This is a genomic window from Streptomyces sp. NPDC033845, assembly GCF_055576225.1.
Window position 1 is genome coordinate 21,910 of the sequence record NZ_JBVIRI010000026.1, and the last position, 17,638, is coordinate 39,547.

A 17,638-nucleotide genomic window follows, 5' to 3' on the forward strand; every position below is an offset into this window, starting at 1 on the left:
TGCGCCCGGCTCCTACTCTGGCGCCCCCGCGAGCTCCGGCATCCCCCCGCGAGCGTGCGCGGTCCGAGAGGAGGACGCCATGCGCGTCGCACTGATCCAGCTCCGCGTCGACGACACCGAGGGCCCGCCGGACCGCCGCCGCCGGGCGGCCGAGCTGGTGCGGGCCCGGGCCGGGGACGACCTGGTGGTGCTGCCCGAGGGGTGGGCCGCCGGCGCCTGGAACCACGCCGGGTGGGCCCGGGACGCCGAGCCGCTGGACGGGCCGACCGCCCGCGCGATGTCGCGGGCGGCCCGGGAGGCGTCCGTCTGGCTGCACGCCGGGACCATCGTGGAGCGGGCCGGGGACGGCACCCTCTACAACACCGCCCTGCTGTTCGGGCCGGACGGAGTGCTCCGGGGGCACTACCGCAAGATCCACCGGTATGGCTTCGACACCGGTGAGGCGGCGCTGATGGGGGCCGGGGAGCACATCGTGACGGTTCCCGCGGACTTCGGCACGGTGGGCCTGGCCACCTGCTACGACCTGCGCTTCCCGGAGCTCTTCCGGGCCCTGCTGGACGCCGGGGCGCGGTTCCTGGTGGTTCCGGCGGCCTGGCCGGCCGGACGGTTGGAGCATCTGCGGCTGTTCGTCCGCGCCCGGGCCGTCGAGGAGCAGTGTTTCGTCCTGTCCTGTGTCGCGGCGGGCGAGCACGGCGGGGTCCGGCAGGCCGGGCACAGCATGGTCGTCGACCCGTGGGGCGTGGTCCTCGCCGAGGCCGGGGAGGACGAGGAGGTCCTGACGGCCGAGGTGGAGCCGGGCCAGGTGGACCGGGTGCGCGCGGATCTGCCCGTGCTCCGGGACCGGGTGCTGGGCATTCCGGTGCCGGTGCCGGTGCCGGCGGGTCCTGCGTTCGGATGACGGGGCGGGGGACGCTGTCCGGTTCCCCGGTCCGACCTGCCGGAGGACGCGGCCGGGCGGCCCCCTCCGGCACAGTCTCAGGGGGAGTGCCCTCGGCACCCCCTCCACCCCCTCCACCCCCTCCACCCCCTCCACCCCCTCCACCCCCTCCACCCCCTCCACCCGAGAACGATCCCTTTGAACCGGGAGCACGCACCATGAACAACCGCGCCATCGCCGCCGAGTTCACCGGCACCGCCCTGCTCGTCTTCTTCGGTGTGGCGGCCGCCGCCATCGGCGGGCCGCTGATCGGTCCGGTCGGCATCGCCCTCGTCTTCGGCCTGGTGCTGATGGCCCTGGCCTACGCGCTGGGCCCGGTCTCCGGGGCCCATCTCAACCCGGCGGTGACCTTCGGGCTGATGCTGGCCCGGCGGATCGATCCCCGTACGGCCGTCCGCTACGCCCTCGCGCAGTGTGCGGGCGGTGTGGTCGGCGCGGGCGTGCTCTACGCGCTGGTCCTGGCCATACCGGGCTTCGCGGTGCACGGGGCCTTCGGCTCCAACGGCTGGGGCGCCCGCTCCGCGGTGGGCATCAACGGGGCCGGCGCCTTCCTCGCCGAGGCCGTACTGACGATGCTGCTGGTGCTGGTGGTGCTGGGCGTCACCCGGCGCAGCCCGGCACCGGGTGCCGGGGGCGCGGCCATCGGGCTGACCCTGACCACGCTGGTGCTGGTGGGTCTGCCGCTGACCGGCTGCGGGGTGAACCCCGCCCGCAGTCTGGGACCGGCCCTGTTCGCCGGCGGCCCGGCCCTGTCGCAGCTGTGGCTGTTCCTGCTGGCCCCGCTGGTGGGCGGTGCGCTCGCGGCCGGCATCGACCGACTGATCCACCCGGTTCCGCGCGCCGTGGTGCAGCTGCCGTCCCTGGGCTCCGCCCCGGTGGGCGCCGCCTGAGGCGTCCCCGCCCGACCGCCCCGCTCCGGCTCACCCGCCGCCCCCTCCCCGGGCGGCGGGTGAGCCGTATCCGCTCCCGGGGCGGTCCGCGGGGCTGTCGTCCCGATGCGGACCTTATGGAGGACAGGCCGGGGGCCCGGTCGCCCGCACGATGGGGGGTGGACGTCCGACCGGGCGCCCGTCCCTCGAATCCCCGAGGAGTCGGCCATGTCCTCCCTGATGCTCAGCCCGAACAGCGCGGTCCCCGCCCCGCAGGTACCGCTCCGCTGGGAACTCCTCGCCGGAGACCGCCGGCCGGCCGGCGACAAGCGGCTCTGTTACAGCCCCAACTGCGGCTGCGCCGCGCGGAACCACACGGCGGCCCCGCGCCGATCGGCCGTCTAGACGGCTGCGAGCGCACGGGCCGTGCGGGCTTCCTGCCCGCACGGCCCGTGCGCTCGTGTGTGCGCCGAGGGGATCAGCTGGTGGCCGGGCCCCGGGAGTGGGGGGCGGGCCGGTCGAGGAGGGTCAGCCGGGCGCGTACGGCGTGGACGAGGCCGCCGAGGTCCAGGAAGCCGCGTTCCCGGAGGGCCGGCAGCAGCTCCTCGGTGCTGGTGACCCCCCAGCTGCCGAGGATCCGGTCGCACTGCGCCCGGGTACGGCGCTGCTCCTCCGCCCCGTCCACCGGGGCCGCCCCGGCCTCGGCCTCGGCTTCGGCAGCGCGGGCCAGGGCCCCGGCGGTGGCGGCGAAGGCCGGGTGGCCCCGCAGGGCGGCGACGGCGGGGGTGGCCCAGTCCAGCAGGGCGGTGGTCCGCCACAGCCGGGTGGCCAGCAGCGGGCCGGCCTGCGCCCAGGGCAGTTCCCGCTCGCGGGGCCGCAGCAGGGCCTCGTAGGGCCGCGCGGCCGCCGCGTCCGCCGGCAGCCCGAGCCCCGCCAGCCGCGGGGACAACGCCCGGGCCAGCGCGTCCCAACCCGAGTCGGCGACCGCCGATTCCCCACCGGCCCCGGGGGCGACCCCTGCTCCCGCCGGTTCCGAGACCCGTGCCGTGGCCGTGGCCGTCGGCACGGGAGTGGCCGTGGTCAGCAGGTGGGCGGCGGCGATGTCGCGGAGGGCTTCCGGGAAGCCGGGCCAGGTCAGGGCCATGGCCTCCAGCACCTCCTCGCAGCCGAGCGGGGCATCGCCCCGCTGCGGCTCGGGGAGGCAGTCCGGCGGCAGCTCGGTCAGACGCCAGGAGCGGAGGTGGACCGTCTCGGCCAGCGGGGTCGGGGTCCCCCGGTAGGTGAGCCGCCCGCGCGGCGTCCCCGCCGGACCGGCCGAGCGGCAGGCGGCGGGGGCGGGGGCGGGGGCGGTGCGGGCCAGGTGGCGCAGGGCCGTCAGGGCGTCGCGCCGCTTGATGCCCGGTCCGCCGGGCCCGTAGCGGGCCCGGAAGGCGTGGAGTTCGGCCGGGTCCGCGCCCCGTTCCCGGGCCGCCGCGAGGATGGTGGCGCTGTCGCGCCCGGTGAAGGGCAGTTCCGCCGCCGTGGACACGATCAGCCCGGCCGTCCCGGGGCCGATGATCCCGGCCCGGCGGGCGTGGTCCGTCGCGTACCGGAGGTCGACCAGGGCCCAGCTCAGCGCCCGGTGACCGGCGTCCGCGTCGGCGTGCAGCAGGGCCACCTCGTCGTCGCCGACGAGCTCCCCGTCCCGGTAGGCGCGGAAGACCGATCCGATGCCGGTCATCCCGAAGGGGGCGAGTTCGGCGGCGCGCAGGGCGCCCATGCTGGCGGCGCCGCAGACCTCGACGCCCGTGTCGATCAGGGCGAGCAGTTCCTTGTGGCGTACGGCCCGGGAGTGCAGGAACAGTCCGTCGACGATCAGCAGCCGGTCGCCCGGGCGCAGGCCCCAGCGCAGCACCCGGTCCGCGGCCACCGGGGGCCGGACTTCCGCCCCGGGCAGTCGGTGGTGGATCTCGGCCGCGGACAGGGTCGGTCCGGCGGTGACGACGGTACGGATTCGGTCGGGAGCGGGCATGTCAGTCCACCGCCTTGTGGTCGAAGAGGAGGCCGGGCACGATCACGCGCACCACCGGCAGCGGGGAGCCTTCGGGGGTGAGGTCCACGCGCAGGACCCGGTGGCCCGCGGCGGCCAGGAGGTCCAGCAGGGACCCGAGGTCGGTGTCCAGGTCCCGGCCTGCGGGCTCGGGTCCGGGCGGCTCCTGGTGGCGGGCCACCAGGTCGTCGCTGTCCGGGGCGTCGGGGCCGGCCGGGTGGGCGGCCACGGGGGTGTGGGTGATGAAGGGCAGGTCGTCGCGGGCGCCGGCGACGGCGGTCAGCCGGGACTGGACGGCCTCGGTGACCGCCCGGGACAGGGCCACGTCCGCGTCCTGGTGGGTGCCGGAGCCGGAGAACCAGCTGGGCACGCTGGGCGACCACAGGCGGGCGGCGAAGGTGGGCACGCCCCAGGGGCCGGTACGGTCCGCCACCTCGACCACCGCTCCGGCCCCGGCGCAGTGCCGCAGCACGGCGGCCGCCGCACCGGACCGGCCCGGCCGGACGGCTACGGCGGCGGTCCGGAGCCCGCTTCCGGCGTCGGCGCGGGCGGTGCGGGCGGCTCGGGCGGTACGGGCGGTACGGGCCAGCTCGTGGCGCTCGACCACTTCCAGGAGGGCGTGCAGGGTCGCCTCGGTGCGGGTGTTGCCGCCGGCCAGTCCGTTGCTGGTGACGGCCGCGAAGGCGTCCGGGGTCCAGTCGGGCCGGACCCGAATGTCCAGGGTGACGGCGGTGACCGGCACCCAGGTGGTGCCCCCGCCGGTCAGGTCCTCGGCCGGGCACCACCTGACCGCCGCTCCCGCGCGGGGCCCGCGGTGGGCGTCGGCGGCGAGATCGGCGGGGTCGTAGGTCAGCTGCCCGGCGAGCTCGGCCGGGTCGGCGGTGATCGCGTCCGGCCGGGGGAGTTCGGCGGCGTGGCACTCGTAGGCCTCCATGGCGGCCGAGACGCGTGCGAGGCGGTGGCTGAGACCCTTGCCCTGGGCGACGGCGAGACCGAAGGAGTTCGGCCGGACGGCCTGCCAGACCGGCAGGCCGATGTCGTCGAGCCGGGTCAGGTCGGCGACCCGGGTGATGCCCGCCCCGGGGAGCAGCGGCTCCAGTCGGCGCCAGGTCTCCTCGGCCGGGACGGCCCGATGGGTGCCGAGGCGCTCCACGCTCAGGGCGCGGGCGCACGGTACGGGAACGGGCGCGGCGAGCACCACGGATGTGCCGGGTGCGGTGGATGTGGTGAGTGCGGTGGATGTGGCGGGTGCGGGGGCGGGCGGGCTGGTGCGGATCATTCGGCGGGCCGTCCTGGGGGTTTCGGGGGTCGGGGAAAACGGAAACCGGGGTTCCCTGCGCCAGGAGGCCGGCGCGGGGAACCCCGGTGGTCGGGTGGTCGGAGACCGGAGCGATGGCCGCCCGTCGGTCTCCGCCCCGGTGCCCGCTACTCCGACAGCGTCCCGGCGTGGCAGGCACCGAACTCGGCGTCGAGGGCGAGGGCGAGCTCCTGGGAGAGGGTCATGGCGCATTTCCTTTCGGACACGTCGTGCGTGCGGCGGTTGCCATCGCTCCACGGACCGTTCGTCCGTGTGCTGCCGCCAGTCCAGCAGCCGGGCCCCGGGGCCGTTGTCGTCCGGACGGAGGAACGGGACGACGACCGCGCTCCGGGCCCGGCCGACGGGCGGACGCGGACGGCCCGCTCCCGGTGGCGGTGGTGGCGGCGGCGGTGGCGGTGGCCCGGTGCGTCGACCGACCGGAGGACACGCCCGGGGCCCCGGGTGTGGCGCACTGGACGGCATGTACGAGGCCGAGAGCACCGGAACGCGCGGGGGAAGAAGCCCCCGCCCCGTACGCCGTGTGCCGGCCGCCCCTCCTGCCCGCGGCCGCGACCGGATGTGATCCCCATGCGCACGACCAGGCACGAACACGCCGAGCACGCCTTCACCGCCGTACCGGAGTCCGTCGCCGAGGCGCGCTCCTTCACCCTGCGGACCCTGACCGCCTGGCACCTGGACGGGCGCGCCGACGACATCCGGCTGTGCGTCTCCGAGCTCGCCTCCAACGCCGTCGAGCACGGCACCCGGGCCGGCACCGGGCGGGGGGTGTTCCTGCTGCGGATCGACGCCGACGACACGCACGTGCGCGTCGAGGTCGAGGACGAGGACCCGCTGCGGGCGCCCCGGGTGCGGCCGGAGTCCCAGGAGGCCACCAGTGGCCGCGGCATGGCGATCGTGGCCTCCCTGGCCAGCGCCTGGGGCTTCGAGAACCGGGCGTTCGGCGGCGGCAAGTCCGTCTGGTCGGACTTCGCGACCGGTTCCTGAGCCACGTCCTCCTGAAGCGCATGCCCCGAAGGGTGGGCGGGGACACGGACCAGGGTCCGTGTCCCCGCCCACCCTTCGGCCACCGGCTCAGCTGACTCGGGGGCGGACGCCCGCGCAGGCGACGGGAAGGCTGCGCGGACCGCGCAGGACCGCGTTGGCGCGGTAGGGCGGCGGGTCGGCGAGCAGTCGGGGGGCTTCGAGCCGGGCGGCGATCCGGGACAGCGCGATCTGGGTCTCCAGCCGGGCCAGCGGGGCTCCGAAGCAGCTGTGGATGCCGCTGCCGAGGCCGAGGTGACGCAGACCGGGCCGGTCGGGGTCGAAGCGATCGGGGTCGGCGAACTGCTCCGGGTCGCGGTTGCCCGCGGCCAGCACCAGCCACATCGAGGAGCCGCGCGGGATCGTGGTGCCCCGGACCTCGATGTCCGCGAGCGGGGTCCGGTGCGGCAGCAGCTGGACCGGCGGTTCGTAGCGCAGGAGTTCCTCCACCAGGGGCACGGCGAAGCCGGGGTCCTTGCGCAGCCGGTCCAGGGCCCAGGGGTGGCGCAGCAGGGTGAGGACACCGTTGGTGATGAGGTTGACGGTGGTCTCGTGGCCGGCCACGAGCAGCAGCGCGGAGGTGGTGAGCAGTTCCATCGTGCTCATGGGGCCGTCCGGGCCGTCCGCTGTGGCGAGTTGGGAGATCATGTCCTCGCCCGGCCTGCGGCGGCGTTCCTCGATGAGCTCGGCCAGATATCCGCCGAGGGCGAGCCGGGCCTCCCGGGAGGCGGCGTGCCTGGCGTGCGGGTCGGATTCGTCCGGGTCCGGGTCGAGGCTCGCGGCAATGGTCTCCGCCCAGCCGTGGAACCGCACCTCGTCCTCCCGGGGGACCCCCAGCACCCGGCAGATGACGGTGACGGGGAACGGGTAGGCGAACCCGTGCACGAGGTCCAGGTGTTCGAGGTCGCCGTCACGGGCGATGGTGTCGATGAGCCCGTCCACGACGGTGGTCAGTTCCTCCCTCATCCCGTCCACCCGGTGCGGGGACCGGGGCGGGCCGAAGGGCCGGTTGGTCATCCGGCGCAGCCGGTCGTGGTCGGGCGGGTCCAGACGCAGGAACCCGGGCGGGAGGGTGCCTCCGGGGTCGGCTCCGGGGTCACCGCCGGCCTCGTTCCCGCCCTCCGGGCCCTCGGCGCCCTCGGCGGCCTCCGCGAGCGGATCGGCGGCCGGGGCGGTCAGGTTGCGGGCGTCCGAGCTGATCCTCGGGTCGCCCAGCAGCCGTTCGATGTCCCGGAACCCGCTGATGACGTACGGGCCGTCGCCCTCGTGGAGCACCGGGGTGCGGCGCAGCTCCCGGTACAGCGGGTAGGGGCAGGGCCGGCTGGCCGGGTCCAGGATCCGGCGGAGAAGGCTCTGGGTCGTGGCGGTTCGGGTCACGGCGGTGTCCTTGCCTGTGCGTTGCGGGGTCCTTGGTCCTTGCGGATGGAGGGCGGTCGTCCTCCACGCTAGGAAGCGCCGGAGCCTCGCGGTGTCCTCCACCCGGCCCCCTCCTGGGACGACCTCCCGGCCGGACGCCGGGCCTTCAGGGGCGGGCCGGGTGGGCGGCCAGGTGGGACAGCAGCAGCGGTTCGACGGCCTCGGCGTGCGCGTCGGGGAGCCAGTGGCCGGCGCCGGCCAGTACCTCGAAGCGGTATTCGGCCTCGACCCGGGCTCCGGTGGCCTCCGCGGCGGTGCGGCCCAGTGCCGGGTCCAGGTCCCCCCAGACGTACAGGGTCGGCACCTGGACCGGGCCGACCGGCGGGGCCCCGTTCATCGGCCGCGCCCGGTACCAGTTGAGGGCGGCGGTCAGGGCCCCTGGTTCGCCGAACCGGGCGACGTAGGCCTCGACGAGGCCGGGCGGGAGGGCGCCCCCGTAGAGTCCGCGCAGCCGCTCGGCGTCGTGCGCGAGCAGTCCGGCCTCGGCGACCCCGCCGGGCTTGCGGAACTCCAGGACGTACGCGCTGCTGCGGGCCTGGGCGGGGTCGTCGCGCATGGCCTCGTACAGGGCGACGGGATGGGGGGTGGACAGGACGGTGAGGGAGGCCAGCAGGTCCGGATGGTCGGCGGCCAGGTGCCAGGCGAGGACACCGCCCCAGTCGTGGCCGACCAGATGGAAGGGCCCGTCGTCGGCGAAGGCCCGGAGGAACGCGCGGACGTCGCCGAGGAGCAGGTCGGTGGTGTACTCCCCCACGCCCTTGGGCCGTGCGCCGCGCGCGTAGCCCCGCTGGTCGACGGCCATCGCGCGGTAGCCGGCCCGGCCGAGCGCGGTGAGCTGCGCCGACCAGGACTCGGCGAACTGCGGGAATCCGTGCAGCAGCAGGACCTTCTCGCCTTCCGGCGGTCCGGCGACGAGGGCGGTGTGGGTGTGGGAGGCCGCACCGGGGATCCGGATGCGGGTGAGGAGGTCCGGCGGGCCGTTGCCGTCGGTCGTCGGCGGGTTCCATCCGTGCGGCATCGCGCTCATCGCCTTTCGGGTCGCAAGCCCTTGGGGTCGCGGTGGGGTCGGCGGGGCGGAGGCCCCGTCCGCCGAGCCCATCACGGCCGGGTCGCCGCCCGCGTCCTCCGACCGGACCCCGCCCGGGAGGACCCGAGCGCGGGGAAGCCCCCGGGTACTACCGGTGGCGCGTCAGCCGCCGTGCTGCACGCCGTGCATGCCGTGCCCGTGGCCCGACGGGTGACCGGCGGACGGCTGGCCCGCGGCGCCCGGGCCGGACGGCGCCTGCCTCGGGGTCCCGTTGCGGACGATGTCCAGGACGGCCATCATCCCCGCGTTCTCGTGGTTGAGGATGTGGCAGTGCAGGACCGTCTTCCCGGTGAAGTCCAGGAACTTGGTGCGGACCACGATCGAGCCCCTGACCGGCACCGTCACCGTGTCGTACCAGCCGCGCGACGGGCTCACCGGCTTGCCGTTGACGCTCATCAGCTGGAACTGGTTGGTGTGCACGTGGAAGGAGTGCTGCTCGTCGGTGTCGTTGCGGACGGTCCACTCCTCGACGGTGTTCAGCCGGGAGGTGAAGTCGATCCGGTTCGGGTCGTAGGTGTTGCCGTTGATGTAGAACACGGTCCCGTCCGCGTTCTCGGTGTAGGTGATGGTCTTGCGCGCGGCGATCTTCGCGTGCGAGAGGTCCGGCTCCGGGCCGAAGGTGGACGGGATCCGGGCCGGCTTCATCGGCTTCCCTTGGGTCACCACCGTGGCCAGGTTCGCCTGCGGGAACGTGTTGCCGGCCGGTCCCGTGTTGTAGGGCAGCGTCTCCAGCACCGCGGCCCCGGGCTTGCCCGCCTGGACCAGCACGTCGAACCGGGCGCCGGCGGCCAGGACCAGGCTGCTCGCCGAGTACACCCGGTGCACCGGGTGGCCGTCCTGGCCGATCACGCGGAACGTGGAGCCGGGAAGGTGGACCTTGTAGTAGATGTTGGCGCCGATGTTGGCCAGCCGCCACAGCTGGGTCTCCCCCGGACGCATGTGGATCGCCGGGTTCTGCTGCCCGTTGACGGTCCGGTTGGTGGGGGCGCCCATGCTCAGCGGCGAGGTCTTGATCGAGTCGCCGTCGACCTGATCGTCCTTCAGTCCGATGGTGTGCTCGGTGATGTCCTTCAGATCGTCCGGCAGATAGCGCCGGATGTCGTCGATGATGAGCACGCCGGACTGCCCGCCCGCCACCTGCGCGGCCGAGTAGAAGTGGGCGTGCGAGTGGTACCAGTAGGTGCCCGGGGTGATGCTCCTCGGCAGGGTGTAGCGGTAGTGGCGGGTCTGCCCGTACACGATGGCGATGAAGATGTCGTCGGCCGGCGGGCGCGGGGAGACGTGGAGTCCGTGCAGGTGGAGGTTGGTCTCCTGGTCCACCAGGTTCGTCATCCGCAGCTCGATGACGTCGCCGGGCCGGGCCCGGAGCGTGGGGGGCATGTAGAGGCCGTTGTACGTCAGCGCGTACAGCATCTGGTTCCCGACCCGCACCTGCTTGCGTTCCACCGTGAGGGCGACCCGCAGGACCCCGCCGCGGCTCACGACTTCGGGCGGGTCCTGTAGTCGGGGCCCCCACGTGGACGGGGGCTTCCCGTCCGCGCGCACTCCGCTGGCGGCAAGTGACGCGTCGGCGAGGGGGGTTTGGGCCGTGGTGAAGTAGACGGCCAGCAGGAAGACGGTCGCCCAGAACGCTTTGAGTCGGGGCCGCATGAGGGCTCTCCTTGGGGGATGTGTCCGGTGTTCCCGCTCCAGATACCACCTCCTGACGGCGCGGTACGGCGCACAGGACCGCAGTTCGGGGGCAGTTCGCCCGACCAGCCCCCGCATACGGCGGCGCCCGGACCTTGACGGCCCGGGCGCGGAGTTCGGCGTTTGTACGACGGTGTCAGGAACGCCGTACCGGGCCGGAGACGGCCCGGGTGAGGCAACCGTGGGCGCACAGGGCGCCGCAGGCGTCCTTGCGCAGGACCGCATCCGCCAGCGTCTGCCAGTGGGGCAGCGGGGTCAGGGTGAGGTCGCGGCCGGTGGCGGCCGGGGCGGTCGGGGTCGGGCTGGTCATGGTGTTCATGGTTCCTCCCGGATCTGGTCGGGGCGGTGGGGATCGGTGGGACCGGTGGGGACCGGTGGGGGTTCCGCCCCTGTGGGGCGCGCGGTCCGGCACCGGGGCGTCAGGTCTTGAACACCGTGGACGGCAGGTTGAGCACGGTCGACGGCAGCGGGGTACCGGCGAGCTCGATGGCCTTGGCGCCGCTCGGCAGCATGATGGCCTTCTCGTTCGCCGACAGGGCGATCGCCTTCCCTCCGCCGGCCGGCAGTTTGAGGGCCTTCCCTCCGCCGGTCGGCACTTTGAGGGCCTTCCCTCCGCCGGTCGGCCGGCTGATGCCGGCGGCCTTCGCCGTCGAGCCGTTCGGCGAACCGGTCGTGGCCTGAGCCGTGAAGGCGGTGGCCGCGAGGGACACGGCACCGACGGTCAGTACGGCAGCGGTGAGAGCGCGTGGCTTGCGCATGATCTGTACCTCCGAAACCTCAGAACGCGGGGCGCATCGGGCGCCGATGCCTCCAGTGAAGGCGAGGGCCGCCCGCCGCGGCCTCATCCGACCGGAGGACCGTCGGGACGAGCGCAGCGGCCTCATGCCGCGACCGGTCCGGACGTTCGGGCGCTGACCGGGGCGAGGGCTGCCGGGCGCTCCAGGGCCTCGCGCACGGCGGCTTCCAGGGCGGCATCCGTGCGGGGCGCCGTCGGCCAGCTCCGGGCGATGTACCCGTCGGGCCGGACCAGTGTGGCTCCCTCGGGGCCGATGCCGTAACGGGCGGGGAACACCCGGCCGGGGTCGCGCAGCGTGCTGTCCGGGCCTCCGATCCGGAAGGCCTCCAGCTCGGCGCCGAGGCCGGCCGCGGCGGCGGTCGCGGCGGGCAGCCAGCGCTGCCCGAGCGGTCCGGCGAGCAGGGTGAACCCGGCGCCGAAGAGGTCGAGCACCGAAATCCGGCGGGCGGCGCCGTCACCGTCGCCGTCGCCGTCGCCGTCAGGGTCGTACGGCAGCCACAGGTGCGGGGCGCGGCCGCCGGGGCGCCCGGAGGGGTGGTAGGGGTCCTCGCACGGGCCGTCGGCGGGGTCAGGGGCGGGGGCGTGGTCGGGCCCGGGGCGGGGGCCCGCGGTGGGGTCGGGGTAGCGGTAGCCGAGCTGGAGGACCTCCGGGTCCAAGGCCTCCGGCAGCCCGCGGGCGGTCGCCAGGACGTGCCAGAGCGTGTGGGCCGCCACCCGGGCGCGCTCCACGCCGTAGCTGTGCAGGAGCTCGGCGCCGGCGCCGCCGTGCAGCACCGCGGCCAGCTTCCAGGCCAGGTTGTGGGCGTCCTGGATGCCGGTGTTGCCGCCGAGGCCGCCGATCACGGGCATGGTGTGGGCGGCATCGCCCAGCAGGAAGACCCGCCCCTCGCTGAACCGTTCGGCCAGCACCGCGGAGGCTCCCCAGCTCAGCACGCTGCGCACGTCCGGTTCGAGGGCGGGCAGGCCGGTGACCCGGCGGAGCCGGTCCCGGACGAAGCGGTCGAGTTCCTCCTCGCCCGCTCCGGGGCCGAAGGGGCTGTCGGGGATTCCGTACTCCCACAGCGGCGCGCTCGGGGTGCCGCGGGCGAAGAGCACCTCCCGGCCGGGGAAGACGACGGCGGTGGGACGGCGGCCGTGCAGGACGGGGTCGAGGTCGGCGGCGAACACCGTGCTGAGGAAACGCGGTTCGCCCCGGCGGCCGTGCAGCCCGATGCCGAGGGCCTCCCGGACGGGGCTGCGCGTGCCGTCGGCGGCGAGCAGATAGGAGGCCCGGACGGTGCGGGAGCGGCCGGTCACTCGGTCGAGGATCCGGGCGGTGACCCCGTCCGCGTCCTGGACGAAGTCGGTGAGTTCGCGGTCGTGGAGCACCCGCGCGCCCAGGCGGCGGGCCTCCGCCAGCAGGATCGGTTCCAAACGGTTCTGGTCGCAGAGCCGGCTGCCGGCCGGACTGATCGACCGGATCGGGTCCCCGGGCTCGTCGAGCCGGGTGTAGGCGGCGTCGGCGAGGGTGTGCGCGTAGAACCATCCGCCGGGGCGGCTGCTCACCCGGTCGATGGCGGGCTTCAGACCGAGGGAACGGAAGACCTCGCCGGAGCGGGCGGTGAGGACGCGGGACCGGGGGTGGCTGCCGGTGCCGGAGCGCCGCTCCACCACCAGGCAGTCCACCCCGTGGTGGGCGAGCAGCACCGCCGCCGACAGTCCGCTGAGGCTGCCGCCGGCGATCAGCGCCGGCACCCGGTCGGGTCCCGGCCCCCGGTCGTCCGCGGTACCGGGGGTCGGGCCGTGGTCCGTCGTGGCGTTCATCCTGGGCGGCGGCTCAGCGGCCCATGGAGGCCGCCGCGACGGCCAGGTCGATGCGCTGGGCCCGTGCGCGCTCGGCGGGCGTGGACCGGTCGCAGGTGCGGGGCGCGTTCATGGCATGGCACACGCAGAAGCACAGCCAGCCCTCGGCCCGCAGGGTGCTCCGACTCCCGAGTTCGGTCAGGGCGAGCCAGTCGTGGCCGGTCCCGCCCTGGGTGGCCGTGATCGTGTTCGCCTGCTCGTGGTGGTTCCTCATCGTCCGCGTCCCTCCTGCGGTCGGTGGCCGATCCTCCGGCCGGGGCCGGGACGGCGGGTTCGGGCATTCTGCTGTGCCGGCCCGGGCGGTGCGGGGCGCACCACCCCTCCAGTGCAGCCGCCGGGCCCCGCCGCCGGTGTCGTCCGACCGGCCGAACCGGAGGACGACCGGCACCCGGGCACTCCGGCCGATCGGGCGGCCCCCGGCCCCGGGGCCGTCGCGGGGGCGTGTCGTCCTGTCGATGGGCCGACCGCAGGACGGGACCGGCCCGGAGCCGTCCCTACGGTGTCCGCAGGAGGCCGTACGCGCAGAGCACCGGCCCGCACCGTGAGAGGACCCGCCCATGACCACCGCACCCTCGCACTCCGCCCAGGCCACCGCCGCCACCACCACCGGCACCGCTCCCGCCACCGCCGTGCCGGTCGACGGCCTCCCCTACCTCGGCTCCGGGATCGGCTACCGCACCGAGATCAAGGACGCCATCGACTCCCCCGCGAACCGCGTCGACTGGCTCGAAGTGATCACCGAGCACTACCTGTTCGCGCCCCCCGACGTCCGCGACCTCCTCCAGCGACTGCGCCGCCGGTTCCGGATCGTCCCGCACGGCCTGGAACTCTCCATCGGCGGCCCCCGCGAGCCCTCGCCCCGCTATCTGGACGCCCTCGCCGCACTCGTCGACGAGATCGACGCCCCCTGGTTCAGCGACCACCTGTGCTTCACCCGCGCGGCCGGAGTGGCCCTCGGCACCCTCACCCCGCTGCCCCGGACCCGGGAGATCGCCCGCGAGGTGGGCCGGCGCGCACAGCGGGTCCAGGCCGCCGTCGGCCGGCCCCTGATCCTGGAGAACGTCACCTACTACATCGACCTGGAATCGCCTTTGTCAGAGGCCCAGTTCATCGCCGAGGTGATGGAGCACTGCGAGTGCGGGCTGCTGCTCGACCTGACGAACCTGGACATCAACGCCCGCAACCACGGCTACTCGCCCACGGAGTTCCTCGACACCATCCCCGTCGAACGCGTCGTACAGGTGCACCTGGCGGGCGGGACCGCCGGCGAGGACGACCGGATGGACCTGGACACCCACAGCGAACCGGTCCCGCCGGCCGTCTGGGACCTGCTCACCGAGCTGGTGGCACGGGCCCCGGTACGGGCCACCCTGCTGGAGCGCGACCAGAACTTCCCCGAAGACTTCGGCGAGCTCCAGGCCGAACTCGACCATGCCCGGCGGATCCTCGACGGGGCCCGCGGCGGGCGGTCCGGTGCCCGGACGGGGGTGCGGTGATGGGTCTGCGCGAGGCGTTCGCCTCCGTGATCGCCTCCCCCGCGACCCTGGTACCGGTACTGCGCGAGGACCCCGGCGAGGTCCAGGCCCGCTTCGGCCTGACCGACGCGGAGCTGGCGGTGCTGACCGGCGTCGACGGGGACAGCTACGCCTTCATGGCCGAGGAGAGCGGCGCAAAGCGCCGGATCCACCTCTCGGTCGGGATCCCCCGGACGGTGGAGGAACTCGCCGAGCACCATCCGGGAGTCCTGGACGCCTTCCTGACCACGACCACGCTGCGCGAGGATCCCGACGAGCCGATGGGGATCGTCCGGGCCTGCGAGCACCTGCTGGCCTTCGCGGGGCTGCCGCCCGCGACGGCCGACTTCGGCCGGTTCGAACTCGACCAGTACCTGCTGCTCAACGACACCGTCGCCGCCGAGGCCTGCCGCCCCGGCCCCCCTCCAGCGCTCACGGCGCCGCCCCCGCGGGCCGACGGGGTCCGGCTGGTCCTGTCCCCGGCCGTACGGGTGGCGACGTACGGGCACGACGTCACCGACCCCGAGGCACCGGTCCGGCTCCCGCGCGAGGAGGTGACCGTACTGCTCCAGCGCTCCTGGGACGCCCCGCTGCGCGCCTACCGGATCGGGGCGGGCACCGGACTGCTGCTGGCCCTCTGCGACGGCACCCGTACGGGCCGTGAGGCCGCCCGGGACGCCGACCTGCCCGAGGCGGCGGCCCTGGGCCTGCTGGAACAGCTGGTGACCGGCGACATCGTGCGCCCGGCACTCCCACTCGGCCGCCAGGGCCGCCCTCCGACCGTATGAAGGTCCATGTGAAGGTCCATGAGCGACAGGGCCCCCGCAGCGATTGCTGCGGGGGCCCTGGTGGATCACTGGTGGATCAGGGGAACAAGGGATCAGGAGCGGGTCGGGAGCACGACGGCTTCCCGGACGCGCTGCGCGGTGGCCGCCGCCGGGGCGAAGCGGTGGCTGAGCGCCCACTCGGCGGCGTCGAGCGAGAGGTACTCGCCCCGGACCCGGCCGTCTCCCGTACGCACCTCGTAGCGGTCGGCCATCTGGTGGATCCTGTCCTGTGCCGGGCTCTCCGTGCGGATCATGGTCCCGCTCCTTCGCGGTGTATCGCGGTCTTGCCTGCCTGTGCCTCCACCGTGCGTCTCGGGCGCGGGCCACGTCGTCACCCGACCGCAGGATCCACCGGACGACCCGGGGACCTCCACCGGGCCACACCCCCCGGCACCCCGGCACCCCGGCACCCGCAAATCACTTGCAGCCCTCCAGTGCCTGCGTGTGGGATCCGGGGTATGACGATCACGCTGGGGACCCCTGCGTCCCAAGGGACCCGCGAGGCCATGGCCGCGCTGCGGGAGTGGCAGGACGACCGAGCGCCGATGCAGTTGCACGCGGGCGACATCGGCTGGCACCACCGGCTCGGGGCGGCCGAGACGGCCTCCGCGGTCCGGATCTGGCGCCGGGACGGCCGGATCCGCGCCGTGGGCCTGCTGGACTCCCCGACGGTGCTGCGGATGACCCTCGCCCCGGACGCCTCCCGGGACGAAGGACTTGCACGGCGCCTCGTCGAGGACCTCTCGCTGCCCGAGCGGGGGGTGCTGCCGGAGGGACCGGTATCGGTCGAGGTCCCGCCCGGACTCCTCCTGCACGACCTGCTGACCGCGGGCGGCTGGGGCGTCGACGAGCCGTGGACGCCGCTCTTCCGCGGCCTCGCGGAGCCGGTCGAGGACCCGGGCGTACGCATCCGGGAGATCGGCCCCGAGCGGGCGCGGGAATTCGCCGAGGTGCTGCGGTCCGCTTTCGGGGGCAGCCGCCCCGCCCGTGAGTACTGGCGCCCGCTGTCGGCGGGCCCGTTCTTCCGGGACGCCCGCTGCCTGGGCGCCTACGACGACCGGGGCGACGCGGTGGCGATGGTGACGGTGTGGTCGGCCGGTCCCGGCAGGCCGGGGCTGGTCGAGCCGATGGGGGTCCACGCGGACCACCACCGGCGCGGCTTCGGCCGGGCGATCACCCTGGCCGGGGCGGTCGCGCTGCGCGAGATGGGCGCGTCGAGCGTGCGCGTCTGCACCCAGAGTGCGAACGCCGCCGCCGTCGCCACGTACAAGGCGGCCGGCTTCCGGGCCCAGCCGGAGGTCCGGGACCGCACCCGCGGCACCTGACCCCGCCGTGCCGGATTGTGCGCCCGGCCCTCGCTCAGGCCTGGGGTGCGGCGGCCGGCCCCGGGGCCCCGGTGGCCATGTGGTTCTGCATCGCCGTGAGCCTGCGGACGAAGACGACGGCCAGGACCGTCATGGCGTCGGACACGAGGACGAGCATCGTCGCGTCCTGGAACTCCTCGACCGTTTCCGCCCTGACGTAGTAGCGGCTTGCGGCACGGTCCAGGACGAGGGAGACCGCCCAGACCAGCCACCAGGCGGCAACCGGTGCGATGGAGGCGCGGCGGGTGGCGTCCCTCGGCGCGTCGGGGGTGCTGGCGTGCCAGGTCTGGAGGGCGATCCGGTACGGCATCCACAGGTTGGCCACCGGGATGAACCAGGACCCGATCGCCCAGCCGCGGCCGCTGGTGAAGCCGTCGGGACGGAAGTACTCGCCGTTGGCGCGAACCCGGTGGAACCACACGAGGAAGACCACCATGGTCGGTGCCAGCGGGAGTGTCTGGAGTGTTCCGGCGAGGGTGTTGAGCCGGTCCGCCCGGTCCAGGTCGGCGTCCGTGGAGGCGAAGGGGTCCTGGACCGCGGAGCCCAGCAGGGACCACATGTGTCCGTCCACGGCCACACCGAAGAGGTTGACCACGGCAGTCACTCCGAGCAGCACCGTCAGGGCGGTGCACAGCCCCAGCGGCGACCGGAGGGTGACGGGCTTGGCGGTACGGCCGGTTTGGGCGCCCAGAGCGGTGGACGGGCCCGGGAAGGGCGTGATGGGTGCGGTGGGCGTGGTGGTCGTGCCGGGGTCGGCGGGGCCGGAAGCCGACGGTGGTGGTGTGGTTCCGGGCGTGTTGACGGACATGACGGTGTACCCCCCACGGGAACGGCCTGAAGATGCGGTCTCCGCAGGGCGCGGCGTGCCAGGGCGCGGCGTTGCGACGGAGCCGCGCCGACCTTACGGGCACCGCTGCCCGAAGTCCATCC

The 17,638-nt window shown here is 74.9% G+C and carries 18 protein-coding genes; 7 read left to right on the forward strand and 11 right to left on the reverse strand.

The genetic code is table 11. The features are described from left to right. The first annotated feature begins 79 nt into the window (after nucleotides 1-79). The 3 genes from ACZ50K_RS33340 (at nucleotide 80) to ACZ50K_RS33350 (ending at nucleotide 2,211) form a co-directional block, all read left to right on the forward strand. A complete protein-coding gene (locus ACZ50K_RS33340) occupies nucleotides 80-898 on the forward strand; it encodes a carbon-nitrogen family hydrolase (RefSeq protein ID WP_468910210.1) in 819 nt (272 codons plus the stop codon). Nucleotides 899-1,095: 197 nt separating this feature from the next. After that, nucleotides 1,096-1,827, forward strand: a complete 732-nt coding sequence (locus tag ACZ50K_RS33345; RefSeq protein WP_468910213.1) for an aquaporin — start codon at nucleotides 1,096-1,098, stop codon at nucleotides 1,825-1,827. A gap of 207 nt (nucleotides 1,828-2,034) precedes the next feature. Continuing rightward, nucleotides 2,035-2,211: a hypothetical protein gene (locus tag ACZ50K_RS33350; protein ID WP_468910216.1), complete on the forward strand. Its 177-nt coding sequence runs from the start codon at nucleotides 2,035-2,037 to the stop codon at nucleotides 2,209-2,211. Nucleotides 2,212-2,284: 73 nt separating this feature from the next. Here the strand turns inward: ACZ50K_RS33350 and ACZ50K_RS33355 are convergent, their stop codons facing one another. Next, nucleotides 2,285-3,817 (reverse strand): TfuA-like protein, encoded by a 1,533-nt coding sequence (locus tag ACZ50K_RS33355; RefSeq protein ID WP_468910219.1) that lies wholly within the window; start codon nucleotides 3,815-3,817, stop codon nucleotides 2,285-2,287. A gap of 1 nt (nucleotide 3,818) precedes the next feature. After that, nucleotides 3,819-5,114, reverse strand: a complete 1,296-nt coding sequence (locus ACZ50K_RS33360; protein WP_468910221.1) for a YcaO-like family protein — start codon at nucleotides 5,112-5,114, stop codon at nucleotides 3,819-3,821. A gap of 606 nt (nucleotides 5,115-5,720) precedes the next feature. On the opposite strand from ACZ50K_RS33360, the gene ACZ50K_RS33365 reads away from it, so the two are divergent. Continuing rightward, the gene (locus ACZ50K_RS33365; RefSeq protein ID WP_468910223.1) at nucleotides 5,721-6,137 is read left to right on the forward strand and encodes an ATP-binding protein; all 417 of its coding nucleotides are present in this window, start codon (nucleotides 5,721-5,723) and stop codon (nucleotides 6,135-6,137) included. A gap of 87 nt (nucleotides 6,138-6,224) precedes the next feature. Here the strand turns inward: ACZ50K_RS33365 and ACZ50K_RS33370 are convergent, their stop codons facing one another. From ACZ50K_RS33370 to ACZ50K_RS33400, 7 genes are all read right to left on the reverse strand, one after another. Then, complete coding sequence (locus ACZ50K_RS33370; protein ID WP_468910224.1) at nucleotides 6,225-7,550, reverse strand: cytochrome P450; 1,326 nt, start codon at nucleotides 7,548-7,550, stop codon at nucleotides 6,225-6,227. 145 nt (nucleotides 7,551-7,695) lie between these two features. Continuing rightward, nucleotides 7,696-8,616 (reverse strand): alpha/beta fold hydrolase, encoded by a 921-nt coding sequence (locus ACZ50K_RS33375; RefSeq protein ID WP_468910227.1) that lies wholly within the window; start codon nucleotides 8,614-8,616, stop codon nucleotides 7,696-7,698. A 162-nt stretch (nucleotides 8,617-8,778) separates the two neighbouring features. Beyond that, nucleotides 8,779-10,326, reverse strand: coding sequence for a multicopper oxidase family protein (locus ACZ50K_RS33380; protein WP_468910229.1), 1,548 nt, complete (start codon nucleotides 10,324-10,326; stop codon nucleotides 8,779-8,781). A gap of 175 nt (nucleotides 10,327-10,501) precedes the next feature. Beyond that, a complete protein-coding gene (locus ACZ50K_RS33385; RefSeq protein ID WP_468910230.1) occupies nucleotides 10,502-10,675 on the reverse strand; it encodes a hypothetical protein in 174 nt (57 codons plus the stop codon). Nucleotides 10,676-10,784: 109 nt separating this feature from the next. Further along, a complete protein-coding gene (locus tag ACZ50K_RS33390) occupies nucleotides 10,785-11,123 on the reverse strand; it encodes a hypothetical protein (RefSeq protein ID WP_468910233.1) in 339 nt (112 codons plus the stop codon). A 122-nt stretch (nucleotides 11,124-11,245) separates the two neighbouring features. Further along, nucleotides 11,246-12,964 carry an FAD-dependent monooxygenase gene (locus ACZ50K_RS33395; RefSeq protein ID WP_468910236.1) on the reverse strand — a complete coding sequence of 573 codons (1,719 nt, stop codon included), beginning with the start codon at nucleotides 12,962-12,964 and terminating at the stop codon, nucleotides 11,246-11,248. A gap of 13 nt (nucleotides 12,965-12,977) precedes the next feature. Continuing rightward, on the reverse strand, nucleotides 12,978-13,217 hold the full coding sequence (locus ACZ50K_RS33400; protein ID WP_468910238.1) for a hypothetical protein: 240 nt from the start codon (nucleotides 13,215-13,217) through the stop codon (nucleotides 12,978-12,980). A 343-nt stretch (nucleotides 13,218-13,560) separates the two neighbouring features. On the opposite strand from ACZ50K_RS33400, the gene ACZ50K_RS33405 reads away from it, so the two are divergent. Together ACZ50K_RS33405 and ACZ50K_RS33410 are read left to right on the forward strand one after the other, a co-directional pair. Then, a complete protein-coding gene (locus ACZ50K_RS33405) occupies nucleotides 13,561-14,499 on the forward strand; it encodes an MbnB/TglH/ChrH family RiPP precursor modification enzyme (protein ID WP_468910241.1) in 939 nt (312 codons plus the stop codon). Next, nucleotides 14,499-15,305: a hypothetical protein gene (locus ACZ50K_RS33410; RefSeq protein WP_468910244.1), complete on the forward strand. Its 807-nt coding sequence runs from the start codon at nucleotides 14,499-14,501 to the stop codon at nucleotides 15,303-15,305. The genes ACZ50K_RS33405 and ACZ50K_RS33410 overlap by 1 nt, the downstream gene beginning before the upstream one ends. A gap of 92 nt (nucleotides 15,306-15,397) precedes the next feature. Here ACZ50K_RS33410 and ACZ50K_RS33415 read toward each other — a convergent pair whose 3' ends face one another. Next, the gene (locus tag ACZ50K_RS33415; protein ID WP_468910247.1) at nucleotides 15,398-15,598 is read right to left on the reverse strand and encodes a hypothetical protein; all 201 of its coding nucleotides are present in this window, start codon (nucleotides 15,596-15,598) and stop codon (nucleotides 15,398-15,400) included. 204 nt (nucleotides 15,599-15,802) lie between these two features. Here ACZ50K_RS33415 and ACZ50K_RS33420 point away from each other — a divergent pair, with 204 nt between their 5' ends. Next, on the forward strand, nucleotides 15,803-16,669 hold the full coding sequence (locus tag ACZ50K_RS33420) for a GNAT family N-acetyltransferase (protein WP_468910250.1): 867 nt from the start codon (nucleotides 15,803-15,805) through the stop codon (nucleotides 16,667-16,669). 34 nt (nucleotides 16,670-16,703) lie between these two features. On the opposite strand, the gene ACZ50K_RS33425 is transcribed toward ACZ50K_RS33420, so the two are convergent. Beyond that, a complete protein-coding gene (locus ACZ50K_RS33425) occupies nucleotides 16,704-17,516 on the reverse strand; it encodes a DUF4328 domain-containing protein (RefSeq protein ID WP_468910252.1) in 813 nt (270 codons plus the stop codon). Between the last annotated feature and the right edge of the window lie 122 nt (nucleotides 17,517-17,638).